25 protein-coding genes and 1 pseudogene are annotated in these 18054 nt (G+C 35.3%); 6 read left to right on the top strand and 20 right to left on the bottom strand.

Translation table 11 applies throughout. The features are described 5' to 3' along the window. Window positions 1–124 precede the first annotated feature (124 nt). Together ACQKNI_RS07165 and ACQKNI_RS07160 are read right to left on the bottom strand one after the other, a co-directional pair. Entirely contained in the window at window positions 125–286 is a 162-nt protein-coding gene (locus ACQKNI_RS07165; RefSeq protein WP_002171285.1) for a hypothetical protein, read from the bottom strand. Between the two features lie 65 nt (window positions 287–351). Next, entirely contained in the window at window positions 352–468 is a 117-nt protein-coding gene (locus tag ACQKNI_RS07160) for a multidrug transporter MatE (protein WP_098357242.1), read from the bottom strand. A gap of 39 nt (window positions 469–507) precedes the next feature. Here ACQKNI_RS07160 and ACQKNI_RS07155 point away from each other — a divergent pair, with 39 nt between their 5' ends. After that, window positions 508–930, top strand: a complete 423-nt coding sequence (locus tag ACQKNI_RS07155; RefSeq protein WP_098357241.1) for a YfmQ family protein — start codon at window positions 508–510, stop codon at window positions 928–930. A gap of 40 nt (window positions 931–970) precedes the next feature. Here ACQKNI_RS07155 and ACQKNI_RS07150 read toward each other — a convergent pair whose 3' ends face one another. Together ACQKNI_RS07150 and ACQKNI_RS07145 are read right to left on the bottom strand one after the other, a co-directional pair. Next, a complete protein-coding gene (locus tag ACQKNI_RS07150; protein ID WP_141552191.1) occupies window positions 971–1501 on the bottom strand; it encodes a DUF4398 domain-containing protein in 531 nt (176 codons plus the stop codon). 109 nt (window positions 1502–1610) lie between these two features. After that, on the bottom strand, window positions 1611–2879 hold the full coding sequence (locus tag ACQKNI_RS07145; RefSeq protein WP_088231151.1) for an MFS transporter: 1269 nt from the start codon (window positions 2877–2879) through the stop codon (window positions 1611–1613). A gap of 119 nt (window positions 2880–2998) precedes the next feature. Between ACQKNI_RS07145 and ACQKNI_RS07140 the strand changes: the two genes are divergently transcribed. From ACQKNI_RS07140 to ACQKNI_RS07120, 5 genes are all read left to right on the top strand, one after another. Further along, a complete protein-coding gene (locus ACQKNI_RS07140; protein ID WP_088231150.1) occupies window positions 2999–4213 on the top strand; it encodes a helix-turn-helix domain-containing protein in 1215 nt (404 codons plus the stop codon). 66 nt (window positions 4214–4279) lie between these two features. After that, the gene (locus ACQKNI_RS07135; RefSeq protein WP_001019753.1) at window positions 4280–4459 is read left to right on the top strand and encodes an H-type small acid-soluble spore protein; all 180 of its coding nucleotides are present in this window, start codon (window positions 4280–4282) and stop codon (window positions 4457–4459) included. 124 nt (window positions 4460–4583) lie between these two features. Continuing rightward, entirely contained in the window at window positions 4584–4919 is a 336-nt protein-coding gene (locus tag ACQKNI_RS07130) for an antibiotic biosynthesis monooxygenase family protein (protein WP_088231149.1), read from the top strand. Between the two features lie 2 nt (window positions 4920–4921). Then, the gene (locus ACQKNI_RS07125) at window positions 4922–5515 is read left to right on the top strand and encodes a dienelactone hydrolase family protein (protein ID WP_427282288.1); all 594 of its coding nucleotides are present in this window, start codon (window positions 4922–4924) and stop codon (window positions 5513–5515) included. 11 nt (window positions 5516–5526) lie between these two features. Continuing rightward, window positions 5527–5886 carry a hypothetical protein gene (locus ACQKNI_RS07120; protein WP_088231147.1) on the top strand — a complete coding sequence of 120 codons (360 nt, stop codon included), beginning with the start codon at window positions 5527–5529 and terminating at the stop codon, window positions 5884–5886. A gap of 22 nt (window positions 5887–5908) precedes the next feature. Here the strand turns inward: ACQKNI_RS07120 and ACQKNI_RS07115 are convergent, their stop codons facing one another. The 16 genes and pseudogenes from ACQKNI_RS07115 to ACQKNI_RS07040 form a co-directional block, all read right to left on the bottom strand. Next, window positions 5909–6079 carry a DUF3951 domain-containing protein gene (locus ACQKNI_RS07115; protein WP_016088508.1) on the bottom strand — a complete coding sequence of 57 codons (171 nt, stop codon included), beginning with the start codon at window positions 6077–6079 and terminating at the stop codon, window positions 5909–5911. Window positions 6080–6141: 62 nt separating this feature from the next. Then, entirely contained in the window at window positions 6142–6453 is a 312-nt protein-coding gene (locus ACQKNI_RS07110) for an AzlD domain-containing protein (RefSeq protein ID WP_088231146.1), read from the bottom strand. Continuing rightward, window positions 6444–7169: an AzlC family ABC transporter permease gene (locus tag ACQKNI_RS07105; RefSeq protein WP_088231145.1), complete on the bottom strand. Its 726-nt coding sequence runs from the start codon at window positions 7167–7169 to the stop codon at window positions 6444–6446. The genes ACQKNI_RS07110 and ACQKNI_RS07105 overlap by 10 nt, the downstream gene beginning before the upstream one ends. Continuing rightward, window positions 7162–7998 (bottom strand): TrmB family transcriptional regulator, encoded by an 837-nt coding sequence (locus ACQKNI_RS07100; RefSeq protein ID WP_088231144.1) that lies wholly within the window; start codon window positions 7996–7998, stop codon window positions 7162–7164. Before ACQKNI_RS07100 ends, ACQKNI_RS07105 begins: the two co-directional genes overlap by 8 nt. 158 nt (window positions 7999–8156) lie before the next feature. After that, complete coding sequence (locus ACQKNI_RS07095; RefSeq protein ID WP_088231143.1) at window positions 8157–8930, bottom strand: flagellar basal-body rod protein FlgG; 774 nt, start codon at window positions 8928–8930, stop codon at window positions 8157–8159. Window positions 8931–8972: 42 nt separating this feature from the next. After that, on the bottom strand, window positions 8973–10280 hold the full coding sequence (gene flhF, locus ACQKNI_RS07090; protein WP_088231142.1) for a flagellar biosynthesis protein FlhF: 1308 nt from the start codon (window positions 10278–10280) through the stop codon (window positions 8973–8975). 14 nt (window positions 10281–10294) lie between these two features. Beyond that, window positions 10295–12361, bottom strand: a complete 2067-nt coding sequence (flhA, locus tag ACQKNI_RS07085) for a flagellar biosynthesis protein FlhA (protein WP_088231141.1) — start codon at window positions 12359–12361, stop codon at window positions 10295–10297. 23 nt (window positions 12362–12384) lie between these two features. Beyond that, a complete protein-coding gene (gene flhB, locus ACQKNI_RS07080) occupies window positions 12385–13431 on the bottom strand; it encodes a flagellar type III secretion system protein FlhB (RefSeq protein WP_088231140.1) in 1047 nt (348 codons plus the stop codon). Window positions 13432–13441: 10 nt separating this feature from the next. Next, a complete protein-coding gene (locus tag ACQKNI_RS07075) occupies window positions 13442–14203 on the bottom strand; it encodes a flagellar biosynthetic protein FliR (protein ID WP_088231139.1) in 762 nt (253 codons plus the stop codon). Between the two features lie 15 nt (window positions 14204–14218). Then, window positions 14219–14494, bottom strand: a complete 276-nt coding sequence (locus ACQKNI_RS07070) for a flagellar biosynthetic protein FliQ (protein ID WP_001098082.1) — start codon at window positions 14492–14494, stop codon at window positions 14219–14221. Window positions 14495–14527: 33 nt separating this feature from the next. After that, window positions 14528–15286: a flagellar type III secretion system pore protein FliP gene (locus ACQKNI_RS07065; RefSeq protein ID WP_427282287.1), complete on the bottom strand. Its 759-nt coding sequence runs from the start codon at window positions 15284–15286 to the stop codon at window positions 14528–14530. Then, window positions 15283–15603, bottom strand: a complete 321-nt coding sequence (locus ACQKNI_RS07060; protein WP_000121176.1) for a hypothetical protein — start codon at window positions 15601–15603, stop codon at window positions 15283–15285. Before ACQKNI_RS07060 ends, ACQKNI_RS07065 begins: the two co-directional genes overlap by 4 nt. A 12-nt stretch (window positions 15604–15615) precedes the next feature. Next, a complete protein-coding gene (gene fliN / locus ACQKNI_RS07055; RefSeq protein WP_088231137.1) occupies window positions 15616–15975 on the bottom strand; it encodes a flagellar motor switch protein FliN in 360 nt (119 codons plus the stop codon). Window positions 15976–15985: 10 nt separating this feature from the next. Further along, window positions 15986–16972 carry a flagellar motor switch protein FliM gene (gene fliM, locus ACQKNI_RS07050; protein ID WP_088231136.1) on the bottom strand — a complete coding sequence of 329 codons (987 nt, stop codon included), beginning with the start codon at window positions 16970–16972 and terminating at the stop codon, window positions 15986–15988. Window positions 16973–16986: 14 nt separating this feature from the next. After that, window positions 16987–17211, bottom strand: coding sequence for a flagellar motor switch protein FliN (locus ACQKNI_RS07045; RefSeq protein WP_000775710.1), 225 nt, complete (start codon window positions 17209–17211; stop codon window positions 16987–16989). 61 nt (window positions 17212–17272) lie between these two features. Next, a pseudogene (locus ACQKNI_RS07040) lies at window positions 17273–18040 on the bottom strand (lytic transglycosylase domain-containing protein). Between the last annotated feature and the right edge of the window lie 14 nt (window positions 18041–18054).

Raw genomic sequence — 18054 nt, 5'->3', positions numbered from 1 at the left:
GTATCATAATAGAAAAGAGCGCTTTTTCATAAGCGTCCTTTTGTTTACATAACAAAAAACATGCTTTCATAATGAGAGCATGTTTTGTGATATTCTTCACATTGTTTAGTTAAAAAATAAACGTTTACTTACCATGATGTAACATTAAATCACTTAGTTCTTCTTCAATGTGATTTAATTTCGCAACGCCTTCTTTCCATTTATGAATATAACGTGAAACCCCGACGAAAAATAAAACAAAAATTGTGGAAAGAATAATACCATACACGATTGCTACAGTACTCATAGTTACACTTCCTTGTAATTAGTAATGTTGTTATTAGTTATATTTTTATTATAAACCTTTTTCTTTTAAAATGCTTCGATTTCAATTTTTTGTAACAAAATTGATTTTTCTAATATTTCGTCCGTAAAAATGGAATATTTTTCACAAATTATACAAAACTTCACCATATGTACTATTACTATATGAGTTATATTATTAAATAGGATAAAGGGGATGATATTATGACGACTTGGTTTATTGTAATGTTAGTTGTATTTGGAGCATTTAAAATTATCGTTTCTAGTCTTCCGAACTCTGTTATTGAATCCATTATTAGCAAGTACGAAACACATCCACAACTTGAGGAAGAGAATGTGACTGTTACAATCAATGGAAAGAGCTTAGAAGGCGAAAAGAAATCTCAAATTATTCATGATTTTAATGAAGGTTTATATTTAGATCGTTATTATGCACCACCGCTAAATGAGGGCACTCCTTTAATTATCAATGCAAAACATGGCAAAAAGGATTTTACATTTTATATTTATAGTCATGAAGAGCATGTTGATGTTGTAAAACAACATAAAAAGAAGGTAGTTGCTTATAGTTTGCGTTCTAAAAACCTTCAAAATAGTGATATGTTCGTATCTTCTGATATAATTTAAAAGGCTGTCGTTATACACGACAGCCTTTTAAACTATAACTCTATTTATTTTTCTTTTCCTCAATTTTGGCTTGCGCCTCTTCAGCCTTATCTAATGCTTCTGAAACTTTTTTCTCTTTTTCTTTCACGTCATCTATACTATCTACAGCTTTAATAAGTTTATCGATTCCTGCTTCTTCTACCTTTTTCCTTTTTGCCACTCTTTCATTTACTTTCTCTTCCACATCTTTTGCTTTTTGAAGCATATCCTCGGCATTTGATGTCACAGCATTTTCAAGTGCAGCGTCTTTTTTCTTTTGTAACACTTCATTTGCAATGTCTTTCGCTTCTAAATACTTACCATCTTTTAATGCTGTTGCTCCGTGATCCATTATCTCGGCAACTTCTTTATATGATTTTGCTTCATTTCCTGCTTTCTCTTTCTCTTTCTCTGCTTTTTCAAACCACATTGCCGCATCACTATATTTTTCATTTTTCAATGATTGCATACCTGTTTCAATATACGTGTCATAATTACTACATCCAGTCATTACAACTAACAGAAAAAGCATAACAAAACTTAATTTTTTCATGATGTTTTCTCCTTTTCTTTGCCTGCTCACTTTACTGTAACATACATGAAAAAGAGTTTCAAAAACTAAAATACTAATTTAGTCATTTTTATATTGTTAAATTTTTCTTTTAGGCCGGCACATTCACTTGTTTTTTCGCCATATGCTGCTTTACTCCAACTAATACAACTAACAATAAGCCTCCGCCCAATGTCATCATAACGATGCTAGTTGGCAACATATCTAATAATAATCCATATACAATCATGCCAAGCGGCGCGATTGCAGTAGCGATTGTTTCAAGTAGGCCGAATACACGCCCTAAATAGTTTGGATCTGTCGTCTTTTGCATATGCACTTGCATCGGGATATTTACAACCATCATTGATATACCAGTTAAAATCATAAAAGTGATATAGTAAATAAAACTTGCTACTTTCGGAATGGTAACTAACAATGGAAAGACTGTACATAAACTCAAGCCCGCAAATAAAAACAGCCCAATATAAACAGAGCGAAACGGATTATTCACTTCTTTACGTACTGATAAAACGATTGCACCAATTAGCATCCCAACTGCTAACATTCCCTCTACAACACCGAGTTGCTTCGAGGATAAATGCAAATTTTGAATAATAATATATGGAAGTGAAACGAAAAGTGCACTCGCAAAAAAGTTTACCCATAATGCAATTTTCATTAAACCATATATTTCATGCTGTCGTTTTATATATGAAAAACCTTCTTTTATACTCGTCAAGAAATGCTCTTTACTTTCGGCCAATTCTTTTTTATATAAATCAAATATGATAAATAATTGTATAATAACTGCTAAAAAGAATGTAATACTATTTAACAGGAAGAAAGATTTAATTGAAAAGAAACCAAATACAACTCCACCAATAATCGGCGCTAAAATATTCGATAAAGATGCTGCCGTCTGGTTCAAAGCACTCGCCTTTTGAATACGCTCCTCATCTACTAAATTAGGAATAGACGAAGTTAATGCTACAGAATAAAAACTTGCACAAATTGATAATAATGCTGCTGAAACATAAATAAACAGAAGTGACGGCCCAAAAGTAGTCGCAAGAATAAACATAATAAGCATCGTTAAACTACTTAATAAATCTGTGCCAATGACAAGCCATTTTCGATTGACGCGGTCAGCTACAGCACCTGCAATCGGTCCACAAATCATTCTTGGTATTGATCCGCAAATAAGTGTAGTTGCAAATCCCATCCCTGAACCAGTTGTCTTTAATACGTATAACCCCATTGCAAACGTATAAATACCCGCCCCTAACAAAGACGTCATTTTTCCAATCATCATTAAAATAATATTTCTCGTTGCTACCTTCATTTTCGAATCATTTTGACCTATACTTACATCCCCCATAATGACACTCTCCCCCTAAAAGTTAAATTGTGTTAAACTTATTATATATTTAACTTTCCAATTTTTACAACAAAAAGTTTAATTGTATTTAACTTTTTTAACTATAAAGGAGCAATAATATGGAAACTCTCGGCGAAAAAATTAAAGCATTACGAAAAGAAAAAAAACTTACACAAACAGAACTAGCTGGCTCAGAACTGACAAAAAGTATGTTAAGTCAAATTGAGAATGGAAAAGCTACACCCTCCATGAAAACATTACAATATATCGCTGAAAAACTTGGGTGCGAAACGAGTTTTTTACTAGAAGATGATGATGTAGAAATTGTAGAACTGATTCAACAAATGGAACAACTCATAAAAGCAAATAATTGTGATAAAGTATATAACACTTTACTACCTATCGTTCAAAAAGAGCTACCTCTTACTTTAAATACGGCTCGTTTATATAAACAATTTGTAACCGCTGCAGCTATAATGAAAGATTATAATATAGAATATTACGTTGAAAAGGCTACTTCTATTTTTGAAAAATATACTTTATACCGTGACAGTACGGAAACAAAATTAAAATTATCTTATACGATATTCACACGTAAAAAGTATGCTGAATGTTTACAACTTATAGCTAGTATCCGAAATGACTATGAAGAGAAACATTTAGAAATGGATCTTATCATACATATCGAGTTATGTTTATATGAAGCAATTATTTTACTTGCATGTGGTAATTATGAAAATTGTGAAAGAGTCATTTTAGATGCACTTGCCTTTTCAAAAACACATCAAGTGTATTATAAAACAGATGAATTTTACCGCATATTATCTTATCAAAAAGTCATCACGGCTGATAAAGAACAATATTTACACTACATAAAAAAATCTGAGCAATTTGCCATTTTCACAGAAGATACTTTATCTGCTGCGATTGTTGATATTTTAAAAGCGTACTACTACAATACAATTACTAATGAATATACAATCGCATTAGAGCATCTAGAACAATTTCGAGAAAAACTAAAAGATGAACCACTTTTTCAAGATGACGGATTATATTATCTTGAAAAAGGAAAAGCTTTGTACGGTTTAAAACGTTACGAGGAAGCTTTGAAAACATTACAACGTGCTATCCTACCAGATTATATGAATCATCCACTTGATCAAGCGTGGCTTACAACAGCAGGGGCATATCGCGCTCTTTGTTACGTAAAACTTAATGATAAAAAAAGCGCTCTTGAAGAAATAACAGAAGCAAACCAATTCATACAATCTTATCCCGATTCCATATTCTCTTCATTCATTAAAGAAACATTACAAATAATACAAAAACTTTAAAAATGTCTCGAAATGGTATATTATCCCTCCTTTTTAGCAAAGATAATAATGATGGGAGGAATATAAATGAATATAGAACGTGCAAAAGAGCTTTCTGTATCAGCAGAACATGCCAATGTCAGTTTTCAAGGTATGCCTGTTATGATTCAACACGTCGACGAAAGCAGCGAAACCGCCCGCATATATGAAGTTAAAAACCCAGGACGCGAATTAACGGTTCCAGTTAATAGCTTAGAGGAAATATAAGCAATGCCACTTCAAATTTTTTGAAGTGGCATTTTTCTTTTTTCTATAAAGAAGCTCGTGCTTCTTTTCTTTTTATTTCGTGCTAAAATTCAAACTATAAAATGATTTTAAAGGGGACATTTGAATGGAGAATACTTCACAAAAAAAGAAGCCTTATTATGCAGTTATATTCACTTCTAATTTATCGACTGATACAACAGATTATAGTACCATTGCCGAAAAAATGGAGGAACTCGCAAAGCAGCAGCCTGGATTTTTAGGTGTAGACAGTGCACGAGATCATTCGGGTCTCGGAATCACAATTTCTTATTGGGAATCACTTGAAGCAATTGACAATTGGAAACAGAATGCCTTACATAAAGAAGCGAAAAAAAGAGGCCGTGAGCAATGGTATGAAAACTTCCACCTGCGCATCTGCCTTGTTGAGAAAGAATTTAAGTTTCATAGAGGTACATTGTAACTATGAAGAAAAAATTAGCTCTCGTTGCTGTTCATGAAATATATGGTGTGAACGACCATATGCATCACGTAATTGACCACTTCACTTCATCTCATATCGATGTATTCTGTCCTAGTCTTTTACAATCACAGCATGCTTTTCATTATAATGATGAAGAAAAAGCATATCAGTTTTTTATGAATCATATTGGATTTGATGATGGAAAAAAGCAAATTGAAGAATTCATTACTCGTCTTTCTAGTAGTTACACACACATTGGACTTATTGGCTTTAGCGCTGGAGCTACCATCTCATGGCTATGTAGTAACAATCCGAAAATAGATTTTATTATCGGATGTTACGGTTCCCGTATACGTGACTATGTTCATGTTAAGCCTACATGCGCTACATTGCTTCTTTTCCCTGAAAAAGAAGCTAGCTTTTCAGTATCCTCTTTAATGAAAACATTAAAGAAACAAAATAACCCTTTAATAGAAATACAGCAACTGCATGGTGAGCATGGATTTCTAAATCCGTACTCGGAAAAGTATAACGAGCACTCTACAAACAAAGCATACAATTTAATAGATTCGTTTCTTACGCAAACAATACGATAAAGGAGTTTTTTATGCAACTTACATTACTTTCTCTCATATTCATTATCATTCCTTTTATTGCAGTACTATCTCTTATCTTTATATCAGTTAAAAAAGGGACATTTTTAAAACGTCCCTACTTACAATCTATTATCGTTTGCATTTTATTTTTTACAAATTGGATTTTATATTTAACAACTTTTTATTCGTTACTCCCCGAGAAGGTTAGTGCGTTCATCTTCTTACCCATTTGGTTCTTCCTTTGTATTTTAGGATGTATCGTTTTCTGGCGTGAATGGAGAAATAATCGTGTGTTTTCGATATCCATTGGGTTTCTTTCCTTTATTAGTTTTCTATTTGGGTTATTGTTGTTAGTTCTTTCGGGGATGTAAAAAAAGGAAGAAAAGTCCACTTTCAACTTTTCTTCCTTCTATGTTTACCTTTAGACTTCACTGTCACTGATTCACAAGGTGTATAATATATTTGAGGTGTCGCCTTATCAACAAACATCATAAACGTAATAAAGCCGATAATAAAAAAAATAAACAACGTTAACAAAATTGCTCCTATCGTTAAAAGTATCATAACACCACCCCTATATCTTTCATGTTATTACACCTTTCGCTATTAAATGAGCTGAATCCTTTTTAGAAAAAGAAACGTAACAAAATAATCACAATCACGCCAGTTAATACTGTTCCTAATAGACTACGAGTATATATTGCAACAAGAAATGTCGGAATTGCCGCGATAAGATAATCCCACTGCGTCGTCTCATGCATAAATAAGACTTGTGCTAACAGTGCCGCTAATATCGCAATTGGTATGTAATTTAACCATTTTAAACCCCAATCTGGAATTTGTAGTTTGCTAAATACGAGAAGAGGTAATATGCGTGGCACGAGTGTGACAGCTCCTGCTGCTAGTAAAAGTAATAATACATCTAATCTCATTTCCATTTTTCAATCACCATCCCAATCGTTGCAGCTACTAGTGTTGCAATAATAACTGCTATACTATCTGGCATAAATAGGTGTGAAACATATGCGATAATAATTGCTATAATTGCAACAGTTACATGAATTGCTAGTTTCGGTTTACTACTTATGAGCTGAAGAACAAATAATCCGATAAACATCGCTGGTAATGCATAATCCATCCCGTACGTATGAGGGTCTGGTATCCACTCACCAAATAGGCCTCCAATAATAGTAGCAAGAATCCAATTTAAATACGCTGTTACATTTAGCCCGATCATCCATCTTTCGCCTACATATCCTTTTTGCGCTGCATGCTGCACTGCAACACCGAAAGTTTCATCTGTAATTTGTGAACCGATGACTAAGTTTTTAAATAGAGGAATTTTTGTAAAGTACGGTGCAAGTGCTGCACTCATTAAAAGGTGGCGTAAATTAACAAAAAAGACGGTGAAAATAATTGCGGAAGCAGGAGCACCTGCTGCATACATACCAGCTAATATAAACTGAGCAGAACCTGCATAAATTAAAGTGGACATAAAAGCAATTTCAATGATGGAGAAACCTGCTGTTTTCGCAATAACACCTGCTGCTATACCGATGCTCAAATAACCAAATACAGTTGGTAAACAATCTTTTACTCCTTGTTGAAATGTATCATCGCTCTGCAAAGCTACATGTGCCTGAGCTTTACTCATCCTTATCATCCTCCATTCCTTCTAAAGTTCGTTTTCCTGTTACGACATGAACTAAATCTATATTTTCACGCCATAACGTATCTAACTTATCAGCCCCAAATTCCTTCGTGATTTCTTCAACCATAATATCGTGCCGCACATACTCTGTAGCAACGAGAACTAATGCTGGGTCATACGTTGTAACGGCCCATGAAGTGCTATCATTTGAGAAGTTCGCAATTAATACTTCTTCCCCGTCACGCGCGATTACAGTTAAATGACCACCCATTCTCTTTTCAACAACGTGGGGCGTCATATAATTATGGTGAAACGTCGCGCCTATTTTTGTATTGGGAGCGCCAAATAAGATTGAAAATATATGTACGCCTTCTTCTTCTTTCCGATGAATGAACGGCTCAATTTCATGCACTTGATCTTCCCATACAGAAATCCATAACTCTTCCTTTGCCCTATTAATTATATTGCATATTTCTTTTAAAACACGATCATTTGAGCGAATATGCGAAATTACATCTATTTGTCGCTCTTGTTCCAAACAATTTAATTTCTCATCTAAAAATTCAAAGGACTTCTCAAAATCTTTTCGCATTCGATTCATTAATTCCGTAGCTGGTACTGGGACATATTTCACAGGTTCTGACGGAACGATATGCACCGCTCCTTTATCCATTAACTTACCAAGCACTTCGTAAATCATGGAACGAGGTACCCCTGTTTGTTTACTCACTTCATACCCTGTTACTGGGGAATGTTTTAAAAGTCCAATATATGCTTTACATTCGTACTGGGAAAAACCTAACTTTTGTAACTCCTTTATTATTTCATCCATCTGTAACACCTCACATTCTATATAACTCTTATTTCAAAACGATACATGTATATTAGTAGTTATTAGTATACCTACTAATATAAAAAAACAGACCTACAAAGTCAATTGATAATTCTGAAATTTCAAAACAAAAAAAGACTTCCGCTAACGGGAGTCCTTTATCTCAATATTTCATTCGCTTCTTTTTCATAAATTTTATCAAATGAAGTCATAATGCGTTGTGACGCTTGGATCATTTTTTGATTCGTCATAAGATCCGCTATCTCTTTCGTCATATCTACATTTGAATTTTCTAGCATATGATTTTTTACTATCCCTGTACCATTCGGTAAATCAGCAATATTTCCTTCAGCTAGTGTAAAGCTTTTATTTTCACGTTGCACAAGACGATTATTCGTTTCTGCATCTACTGTTTTCGTTTGCAAACGTGCAATATTATTCTGTGTTATTTCATCATACAATGTACCATCTGCTTGTACAGCGACCTTTGCGCCTTCTGGAATACGAATGCGCTCATTATTCTCTCCCATTACGAAAGCACCTGAAGATGTTTGTAAATACCGATCGCTATTTACTGTAAAACTACCATCTCTCGTTAAAAATGTTTCATCATTTTTAGATGTAACGAAAAATGATGATGTACCAGCTGCCCCGTCATCTAAAAAGAAATCTGTAGGGCTATTCGTAATTTGTATATTCCCTTGCGCTAAATTCACATGGGTCGCAGCTGGCACTACAGCATAATCAACCTTACCGATATTTGTCGTAGATCCATCTCCGCTTCGATATGTATCTTGTACATCAAATACTTTAGAAGTCATATTTTCTGCTTTAAATCCTGTCGTTTGAGCATTTGCAACGTTATTCGAATGAACATTAATACGCTGCATGTAATTCATCATACCCATAGAACCTATATAAAGACCATTCATACTCGTTTGAATAAGGCAAGCACCTTATTCTTCACCTCTTTTCTACGATGTTTGTAACATTTGTTTTGCTAAATGTTCAGCTGTAGCGATATGGATATGTTGCTTCACGTCTTGTCCGTCTGTCATTAGTACAATGGGAGCTGATGATACTGCTGGAATTTTCAGCAATTCGCCACTACTAGCTGTTTCATCAAATTTCGTAAACACAATTCCATCTATATGAATATCTTTAAAGTTCGTAATGATTTCAATCATATCTTTACTTTTCATAGAGGCTGATAACGTTAAACAAATGTAATCTGGTTCTACTTGTTCCATCGTTTCAATCATTTCTTCCACTGTTTCTGACGTACGATAATTTTTTCCAGCTGTATCAATTAATATATAATCGACGCGCGCTTCTTCTTTAAAATACGTAAGTGCTCTTGTCATTGCATCTTCATCACGCACAGCGATTACTTCTGATCCGATTGTCTTTACGTAATCTTGTAGTTGCTGCACTGTTCCAATACGCGAATGGTCTGTTGTAATAAAACCAACTGTTTTTTTCTTTCCATGAAACTGCCATGCCATTTTCGCCAGTGTCGTCGTTTTCCCAACGCCAGTCGGGCCGATTAAAGCAATTGTTTGTACCTCTTTTTCAAAGACGTTCTCGGTATTGAAATGAGATTTCATATCTTCCAATATATATCCGATCACCTCTTCTTCTGTAATCATCGTTGCCTTCTCAAACTTCACTTTTAATTTTTCAGCATATGCATGAATGAAATATTGTTCTACATCATTTTGTTCTAACATTCGAACTACTTTTTGAATAATAAACGGTACAGATTGTTGTGTTTCTTTTTTTACAACTTCTTCTTTTTTAGCAGAAACGATTTTTTTCTCAACATATTGCTTTTTCGTTACTCTCGTTTCTTCCGTCTGTTTCACAACGACGATTCCTTTTTCAAACAGCTTTAAGAGCTTCTCTTTCTTTCTTGCCCACTCTTCACTATTTCCTATTTGCATCGCCGCATATGACATAGAAGTCGTCACGTTTTCTAAATTGTGCAGTACAGATTGAATTCCATCCGCCTTCACAATTTCTTCTGCAGGGTCACCTACAACATCCATTAATTGTTCATGAAAGTGAGCTGTACTCTCATTCACTTCTTCCTGTTTATCCTCTGGAAAAGCAACTAACATTTCATAATTCTTTTTCCAAAAAAACGGGATATTTCGTTTTACACTTTCATCGACAACGTAATAATAATCTGTACCATATTGGTCAAATAACTTTCGATACAATTCATTTTTTGAAGCTGCTTTTATTCGCATTAACGCTTCTTTCTTTTCTGTACTTTCCATTACTTCACCCCCTACTATTCAATATAGGCAATTTGATCTACAACAATTTCTGGTGCTAATTCACTAATACAAAGTACTTGTGCTTCTATTTGATAACGCTCAAGAAGTCTTACAATCGCAAATCTGAAATCTTTTCTACGCGTTAATAACACGGGTTCTCTTCCCATTAAACGAGCTTGTTTAAAGAAGCGTTGTACTTGCTCAACGACACGCGTTTCTAAATCTAAATCCCAGTTTAATAAATAACCTTGGTAGGAATTGTTCACAACATCCGCATCTAACTCGATTGAATCCGAGAAGAGCGCCGCATATATTTTTCCGTCAGGATTTTTCGCATGTTCACAAATAACTTTTGAAATACACTCACGAACGAATGATGTTACACCGTCAACATGGTTTTGATAAATTTCTTTTCCGTCAATAATACCTTCGATAATGGTTGGTAAATCTCGGATGGAAATTCCTTCTTTTAATAGTTGTTTAATAACATTTTGAATGAGTGATAAATCGATTTCTTTCTTCTTAATCTCTTCCAATAAAACGCCATTATCATTTTCAAGCGAATTAATTAAGTCTTTCACATGCTGACGCTGAATTAACTCATGCAGGTTACGTCTAACGACAACATCTAAATGTGTAATTAATATGCTAAGTGGCTCTAACACTTGATAGCCTTTCATTTGTGCATCTTGTACCATATGCTCCAAAATCCAATATCCATCTTCACCGAAAATCGGATCTTTCGCTGGTTCCGCATCTAAATCAGCCATTACGTTCGGTGTTTTCAGCGCTAATAAATAACCTGATTTTAAAACCCCTTCAGCCGCCTTCGCACCTTTAATGCGAATGATGTAACGTCCGCGTGGCCTGAAACTCGTATTATCTTTAAAGTTAATGCCAGGAACATTAATACCAAGATCGGTAATAATCGACTTCCTCATTAGAACAACTTTATCACGAGCTGTTTCTCCGTTAATTTTCTGCTTTACAAGTGCCGCTAAATCTAAACCGAGTTCTACGATAATTGGATATTTATCTGTAAATACTCCGAATGAATCTTCTACTTGTTGTAGTTGTTCTTCATCACCTTGAATCATTTCTAATTCTTTTTGCAGCTCGTCTTCTTTTTCTTTCTTTATTCGCTGTTTATTGCGAACTCCTAAGAAAATAATTGTGCCTCCAACGAGTGCAAATGGTAGAAATGGTAGTGGTGTAAAGATACCCATTGCGATAAATAAACCACCGAGCGCATAGACAACGACTTCATGTGCTAATAACTCTTTAAAAATACCTTCTGTTACTGTATCAGGCGAACCGTCAAATACACGTGTTACGATAATACCTGTTGAAATCGCAAGCATTAACGAACCGATTTGGTTTACAATTCCGTCACCGACAGTTAACTGTGTATAATGAAGAGCTGCTTCACCAAAGCTCATTCCTTGCTGCATCATTCCGACAATTAAGCCGAAAATGATGTTTACGAATAAAATGACAATCCCGAAAATAACGTCCCCTTTAATAAACTTCCCGGCACCATCCATCGCTCCGTAAAACTCTGTTTCCATATTTAATTTTTTTCGTTTTGCCTGTGCATCTTTCTCTGTAATAATGCGTTGGTTTAAATCAGCATCGATCGACATTTGTTTCCCTGGTAAAGAATCAAGTGTAAAACGAGCCGCTACTTCCGCTGTACGAGATGCACCGTTTGCAACGATAAACTGGAATATGATTAATACTGTAAAAATAACGATACCAATTAATAAGTTTCCGCCAATTACGAACTGACCGAACTCTTCAATAACATGACCAGCATTTCCGTCTGTCAAAATCGCTCGCGTCGTCGAAACGTTAATCGATACGCGGAAAATCCCGATTAATAACAACATCGTCGGAAATGACTTTAATTCATCCCACTCGTTAATACTTGTCGCTCGCATATAAATAAGTACTGACATACTTAGTAGAAAAACGATAATGATATCAAGTATAAAGGGTGGAAGTGGAATTAAGAGCGCCACAACGAATGACGCTGCTAAAAAGATAGAAAAATAGGTTCTTGCCGAATCTATCTTAAACAAAGAGATCTCCTCCAAACGCGCTATTACACTTCAAGTTCGTTCGTTTGAATTAAATAGCGCATAACTTCAATTACAGCTACGTATAAATCTTCTGGAATCGCCTCATCTTCCTCGACTTGATAATATAAAGAGCGAGCGAGCGGGCGATTTTCCACCATTGGTATTTCTTGTTCACGGGCAAGCGTTCGTATGTATAAAGCGAGTTCATCTTCCCCTTTTGCTACGACAATTGGCGCTGCATCAACTTGTTTATTGTAACGAAGTACGACCGAAATGTGCGTCGGGTTGTTTACAATAAACGTTGCGCCATCCATCTTCTTCGCAATTGTCCCTTGCAATATGGCGTGCATAAAGTTTTTTCGTTTCCCTTTTACTTGCGGGTCCCCTTCATTATCTTTATGCTCCCTTTTCACTTCTTCTTTTTTCATCTTAATATCTTGTTCGTACTCCCATTTTTGATAAATAAAATCAATGATAGAAAGGACGATTAAAATAATTAAAATAGCTAAAAAGATAAATTTAATTTGTCTAATAATTTCAGTAAGTGACGCCGTCCAGTTAAAACCAATCATACTTACAATTGTCTCTAAATTCTTTTTAAAGAGAACGTACGAAACGTAACCGATTAATCCCATATAAAACAATGATTTCAAAATATCTACTAAACTTTTACGACTAAGTAGTCTCGTAAAATAGTTTTTCGGATTAATACGTGATGCTTTCGGCTTAATGACTTTAGAAGAAAATAAGAAACCGACTTGAATCATATAATTGAATAAATGAAAAGCGTATACGAGTATTAATATGGGAGCTGATACTTTCAGTAGTAATATTCCCATTAAATAAAAATACTCAGTCGAATCTGTATTTTTTCCAATTTGATCAAATAGCACCGCTACGGAATTCGCAATTTCAAACCCTAACCAATCTCCAAAAAAATAAACGACAACTGCTAATACGAGAATGGAAAATAAATTATTTAAATCTTTACTCCGGGCAATATTCCCTTCTTCACGCGATTTTTTACGCTTCTGCGGGGTGGCCTTTTCAGTTTTATTATCCTTTGCCATGCGCGTCCCCCTACTTCGTTAAGAAAAAGTCAAATAGTTTCGTATATTCCTCAAGTAATACATCTGTCATATTTTTAAACACATAACCGAGCATTGGTACACTCATCGCAATAAACAAAATACCACACGTAATTTTAATGACATACGCATTCATAAAAACGTTTAATTGCGGGGCGTTTTTTGCGATTAATATAAGAACAAAGTTAATGATAAATAAACTTCCCATAAGCGGAAGAGCAATTTCAACCGCTGATGTAATTGCAAATAATAACGTTGCGAGTAGACTATCTAAAAAACTAGTCGTCAGCAATTTTGAAATCGCCTCTGTATATTGAAACGACTTTAAAATCGTGGCAACGAAATAATTAATGCCGCCAAGTGAAATAAAAATAATAAGAAAAAATATATCAAAAATGGTTGATAGTAAAGTAGACTGCGATCCTGCATTCACATCAAACAAACTTGCTTGTGATAAACCGATATCAAAGTCTAAAATATGCCCGGCCATTTTTGGAATGTTCCACAGCATTTCTACAATTTTGGCAAGAGATACTCCAATTACAATTTGCGTTCCTGCATAAGCGGCTACATCCCAAACTGTCTTTATATGAGAGACATCCACTTGATCCGCAACTGCAATCGAAAGACCAAGCCAAAATGTAACCTTTGCCATTGCTGGAATCGATCGACCTGCGAAAAACGGTAAAAAATATAAAAATGAAGTAATGCGGCAAAACGCAAAAAACGTCGCCGCCCATAATTCCATATTCATTTCGGTTCACCTATCTTAGTACGAACGCAATAGCGATGGAATTTTATCAAATAAATCTAAAATGAGCATCGTTAACTCTTGAAACATCCACGGACCTAAAATGATAATAACGAGTACGATACTCGCCATTTTCGGTAAAAACGTCAGCGTTTGCTCTTGAATTTGCATCATCGCCATAATGACAGCGATAATAATAACGACGATCATACTAACGCCGGCAACCGGCATTAAAATCATTACCCCTTTATAAAAAAAGGTTTGAAAAATATCTATAATTGGTGACGTATTCATTCATATGACTCCTATCACATAGCATCAAACGCTTCAGGCGACCGTTTTAAACATAATGTCGACGATTTTTGTATACCCACCTAAATATACGAAAACGAGTATTTTAAACGGTAAACTTAAAATCATCGGCGGTACCATCATCATCCCAAGGTACATTAAAAGTGTACTAATAATTAAATCTATAAATACAAACGCTAAATAAATGAACATCCCCGTTAATAATCCTTTTTGAATTTGCGTTAACGTAAAGGATGGTACGAGCGTAAATAAGGAAAGGTCTTTCAAATCTTTCGGCAACTCTTCTCCGCGCACTTTCAGCATCATTTTTAAATCATGCTTATACGTATGCTTCGACATATAATCCTTCATAATAGGAGCTGTCGTCTCCGCGGCTTGACTTACTGTTATTTTCTCTTTCGTCATTGGATCCCACACATCACTCTTCAGTTGCCCAAGTACAGGCTGCATTGTAAAAAGTGATAAAAATAAAGCAAGTCCAACAAGTACTTGGTTCGGCGGTAAATTCATTACCCCAAGACCTTGACGTGTAATTCCAAGAACAATCATAAAATACGTGAAATGGGTAAATAATAGAACGATAGAAGAAGATAATGATAAAAGGGTAACAAGTGCAAATAACTGTACACTTGAATTACTCGTAAACTCTTTTCCATTTTCAAAATTAATAAAACCGTTCGGGGCTGCATACGCTGGACTTACAAAAACAAATGAAAAAATAATAGAAAATAAGAAAATAACGGTACATAACGATAATTGTTTCTTTATTCTCATGATGGATCCTCTACTTTTTTCGTTTCACTCTTCACCGCATCTTCTAGCGCTTGTTGAAACTGATTTCCTGTTCCTGTTAATTGCACAGATTGTACACCGTTATTACTAATAACAGTGAATACTTGCTTTCCGTCCACTTCAAACAAAAAGGCGCTCGTTTGATGATTTAAATACACGCCGTCCTTCACTTGAATATGGCCATTTTCTCCTTGCTTAAAAAACTGCTGTTTACGCGTCTTTTTCGTCATATAATATGCACCATAGCCGAGCGCACCAAACAGTAAAACGACTTGAAATAAGGTCGTCATATACGACATATGACTCCTCCTCTACTCTTTATCTTTCATTTGACTTTGCGCTTTCATAAGCGCAGCTTGCTTCTTGTCAGCTTCAATTTCAGAAATAATAATGCCAAACTTCTCATCCATTACAATTGCTTCACCAATGCCGACTTTCATATTACTTAAATACACATCTACTTTATGTCCTAAGTTTTTCTCTACTTCAAGAACATCGCCAACTTTTAATTGCTTCACGTCACCAAGTGTAATAGATGCCTTCCCAAGCTTTACACCTAAATCAATCGAAATATCTGAAACAGTATCAATATGTGCTTTACCTACTTCATTTCGCTTCCTTGCAAATTCTTCTAACCCCATTAACGACACAGGAGATACTTCATGCTTCATATAGACCCTCCTACTCTACAAAACTTTTAAATAGAAGCGCCTTACGCGTTCCATCTTTCCCAATAAAACAATTAAATTTATGCTTTCCATCGACATAACCAAGTAATTGATCCGAAACTTTCGTATGAAGCGGAATAATGTCACCTTCTTCAATTTGCTCAATCTCACCCATTGTCATCTTCTGCTCACCAATCGCAACGTGAACAGGTTTATACAGTTGGTTTACTTTCACTTCTACTTCAGATGTATACTTTTTACGCTTATCCGAAGAATGTTCGACAATATTTTCAGACGTTAACTTATCCATTATTTCTTCGACAGATAAAAACGGAATCCCGATACGAACCGTCGTATTCCAAAAATCCGTTTTCATATTTACGTTCAGCAATGAAATAATATCGCTCGCTGTCGTAATCTTAAGTGCATTTGGATCCGTTTCTGTCGTTACAAATGTCGGCTTAATCGCAATAACACGCTCAAATGATTGTTCTAAATTTTTACAAATAAGAGCGAATATATTATCAAGTGTTAAAAACTCAAATGCAGTAAGTGGTCTTCGCATCGTAAACGCACGCTTACTATCTCCGCCGAGCCAACACTCATGAATATAAATGACAAATGCTAAATCAATCTCAACAACAATTTCTCCAAGCTCTGGAAGTCCAAGATCAATAACGCAATATAAATAATAATCTTTCGGCATTTTCTCCACATATTCACTCGTAAATGGAACTTGCTCAACGGTCGAAGGCTCTAGTTCAATGGGAATACGCATACGAGCCGAAAGCGCTTGTGACGTCTGTTTACCAAACGTAGAAGCAATCGCTTGCAAACTACGTAAATGCTCAACACCGAACTTCTCTGGCCTATTAAAATCATACTCTTGAAATTTATCTTGCTTCCCTGCTCCTTGTGCGAAAGCTGGCATTTCCTCGCCTTCATTCACCGCCTTCAGCAGGGCATCAATTTGTTCTTGGCTTAATTTATCGCCACTCATGAAAATCCCCTTCCCTACCTTTTCAACTCAACGATTTCAACATACATCTTCCCGTTTTTTGTCAAAATCTTTCCGGTTCCAATCTCTTCATTCTCAAGCATAATACGCACCGTATTTTTCGTTGAATTTTCAAGACGATACAATGTACCCTTCGTAATATGAAGCAGATCCTCAATTTTCTTTTTCGTATTTCCGATTTCAAAATAAATTGTTAACGGAATATCATCTTGTAATTTCAAATCTAGCCAACTCCCATATCTTGTTCACAAAAAATTTCTATTCTATATATAATGAAGTTCCTTATTTTGAAACGTCGATATTCAATATTTTTTTAATATATCCTTGCGTTTCTTTAAATGGCGGTACGCCTCCGTACTTTCTCACATTACCTGGACCAGCATTATAAGACGCAAGCGCAAGAACAAGATCACCATTATATTTCTTTAAATAACCGCTTAACTCTTTCACGCCGCCTTCAATACTTTCAGCTGGTGAAAATGGATTCTTCACACCCATCTCCTTCACATTCGCTGGCATAAGTTGCATAAGCCCCATCGCCCCTGCAGGTGACACCGTTTTCGGATTAAAATTAGACTCTACTTCAATCATTTTTTGAATTAACGTTTTCGGAATTCCGTATGTACGACTAACGCGATCAATAATATCCTCATACTTCCCTTCATTTGAAGAACGTATTTTCTGAATATTATATTTATCGGTTAATCTCCACGTATCAGCACCCTCATTTTTTGCTTATGGGAAGCGTCGCTCAAACTCTTTTTGCGCAACTTGCACTTCATCTACTTTCTTCGTTTCAGACTTACTTGCTTCATCCACTTTACTAGACTCACCTTTAGGAACGAGCGTTTCTATTTTCGTAGATTGTACCGGCTGACTCATATCTTCTACTTTTTCCGGCTGAATAGTAGCCTTCGTCTCCTTCGCAGGATCGTTCTGCAATTTCTCTTGAAAACGACTACTAACGAACGCCTGCGGACTACTTAACTTTTGCTGAAATTGTCCTTTTTTATACGCAAGCACTTCTTTTACTATATTTCCAACTACCATAATATCACCTTTTC

The organism is Bacillus sp. NPDC094064 (assembly GCF_050279585.1).
Classification (GTDB): domain Bacteria; phylum Bacillota; class Bacilli; order Bacillales; family Bacillaceae_G; genus Bacillus_A.
Note: the sequence above shows the minus strand (reverse complement) of the source record. Positions and strands in the feature narration are given on the sequence as shown.

Coding starts and splice junctions, on each gene's coding strand:
- ACQKNI_RS07165 (WP_002171285.1), bottom strand. CDS start 286: ATGAGTACTGTAGCAATCGTGTATGGTATTATTCTTTCCACAATTTTT.
- ACQKNI_RS07155 (WP_098357241.1), top strand. CDS start 508: ATGACGACTTGGTTTATTGTAATGTTAGTTGTATTTGGAGCATTTAAA.
- ACQKNI_RS07150 (WP_141552191.1), bottom strand. CDS start 1,501: ATGAAAAAATTAAGTTTTGTTATGCTTTTTCTGTTAGTTGTAATGACT.
- ACQKNI_RS07145 (WP_088231151.1), bottom strand. CDS start 2,879: ATGGGGGATGTAAGTATAGGTCAAAATGATTCGAAAATGAAGGTAGCA.
- ACQKNI_RS07140 (WP_088231150.1), top strand. CDS start 2,999: ATGGAAACTCTCGGCGAAAAAATTAAAGCATTACGAAAAGAAAAAAAA.
- ACQKNI_RS07135 (WP_001019753.1), top strand. CDS start 4,280: ATGAATATAGAACGTGCAAAAGAGCTTTCTGTATCAGCAGAACATGCC.
- ACQKNI_RS07130 (WP_088231149.1), top strand. CDS start 4,584: ATGGAGAATACTTCACAAAAAAAGAAGCCTTATTATGCAGTTATATTC.
- ACQKNI_RS07125 (WP_427282288.1), top strand. CDS start 4,922: ATGAAGAAAAAATTAGCTCTCGTTGCTGTTCATGAAATATATGGTGTG.
- ACQKNI_RS07120 (WP_088231147.1), top strand. CDS start 5,527: ATGCAACTTACATTACTTTCTCTCATATTCATTATCATTCCTTTTATT.
- ACQKNI_RS07115 (WP_016088508.1), bottom strand. CDS start 6,079: ATGATACTTTTAACGATAGGAGCAATTTTGTTAACGTTGTTTATTTTT.
- ACQKNI_RS07110 (WP_088231146.1), bottom strand. CDS start 6,453: ATGGAAATGAGATTAGATGTATTATTACTTTTACTAGCAGCAGGAGCT.
- ACQKNI_RS07105 (WP_088231145.1), bottom strand. CDS start 7,169: ATGAGTAAAGCTCAGGCACATGTAGCTTTGCAGAGCGATGATACATTT.
- ACQKNI_RS07100 (WP_088231144.1), bottom strand. CDS start 7,998: ATGGATGAAATAATAAAGGAGTTACAAAAGTTAGGTTTTTCCCAGTAC.
- ACQKNI_RS07095 (WP_088231143.1), bottom strand. CDS start 8,930: ATGAATGGTCTTTATATAGGTTCTATGGGTATGATGAATTACATGCAG.
- flhF (WP_088231142.1), bottom strand. CDS start 10,280: ATGGAAAGTACAGAAAAGAAAGAAGCGTTAATGCGAATAAAAGCAGCT.
- flhB (WP_088231140.1), bottom strand. CDS start 13,431: ATGGCAAAGGATAATAAAACTGAAAAGGCCACCCCGCAGAAGCGTAAA.
- ACQKNI_RS07075 (WP_088231139.1), bottom strand. CDS start 14,203: ATGAATATGGAATTATGGGCGGCGACGTTTTTTGCGTTTTGCCGCATT.
- ACQKNI_RS07070 (WP_001098082.1), bottom strand. CDS start 14,494: ATGAATACGTCACCAATTATAGATATTTTTCAAACCTTTTTTTATAAA.
- ACQKNI_RS07065 (WP_427282287.1), bottom strand. CDS start 15,286: ATGAGAATAAAGAAACAATTATCGTTATGTACCGTTATTTTCTTATTT.
- ACQKNI_RS07060 (WP_000121176.1), bottom strand. CDS start 15,603: ATGTCGTATATGACGACCTTATTTCAAGTCGTTTTACTGTTTGGTGCG.
- fliN (WP_088231137.1), bottom strand. CDS start 15,975: ATGAAGCATGAAGTATCTCCTGTGTCGTTAATGGGGTTAGAAGAATTT.
- fliM (WP_088231136.1), bottom strand. CDS start 16,972: ATGAGTGGCGATAAATTAAGCCAAGAACAAATTGATGCCCTGCTGAAG.